The 252-nt window shown below is 46.4% G+C and carries 1 pseudogene; it reads right to left on the bottom strand.

Features of this window, described 5'->3' with window-relative positions:
• Positions 1 to 128, bottom strand: a pseudogene (locus tag ACEO2X_RS14680) (transposase); the annotation flags it as partial.
• Positions 129 to 252 lie beyond the last annotated feature (124 nt).

Genomic DNA, 252 nt, shown 5'->3' with positions numbered 1-252 from the left:
CCCGCCCGCTGATAGATCAGACGTTGACGGTACAGCGGCAAATGATCGGCATACTTCGATACCAGCACATGGCTGAGCAATTCAGGTGAAGCAATGCCTTTATCAATCACATAGGCGGGCATCGCTTTGTTAGCGGCAATGTAAAAATGACCCCCCAACAGCATTTGAAAATTGACCCCCTTGGTTAATATAGTGGTCTTTTTGGACTGCTCAACATGTTAACTTTGGAGCAAGCAGTGACAATCCAAATAC

Source organism: Acinetobacter sp. AL9, assembly GCF_041464035.1.
Lineage (GTDB): Bacteria > Pseudomonadota > Gammaproteobacteria > Pseudomonadales > Moraxellaceae > Acinetobacter > Acinetobacter towneri.
Note: the sequence above shows the minus strand (reverse complement) of the source record. Positions and strands in the feature narration are given on the sequence as shown.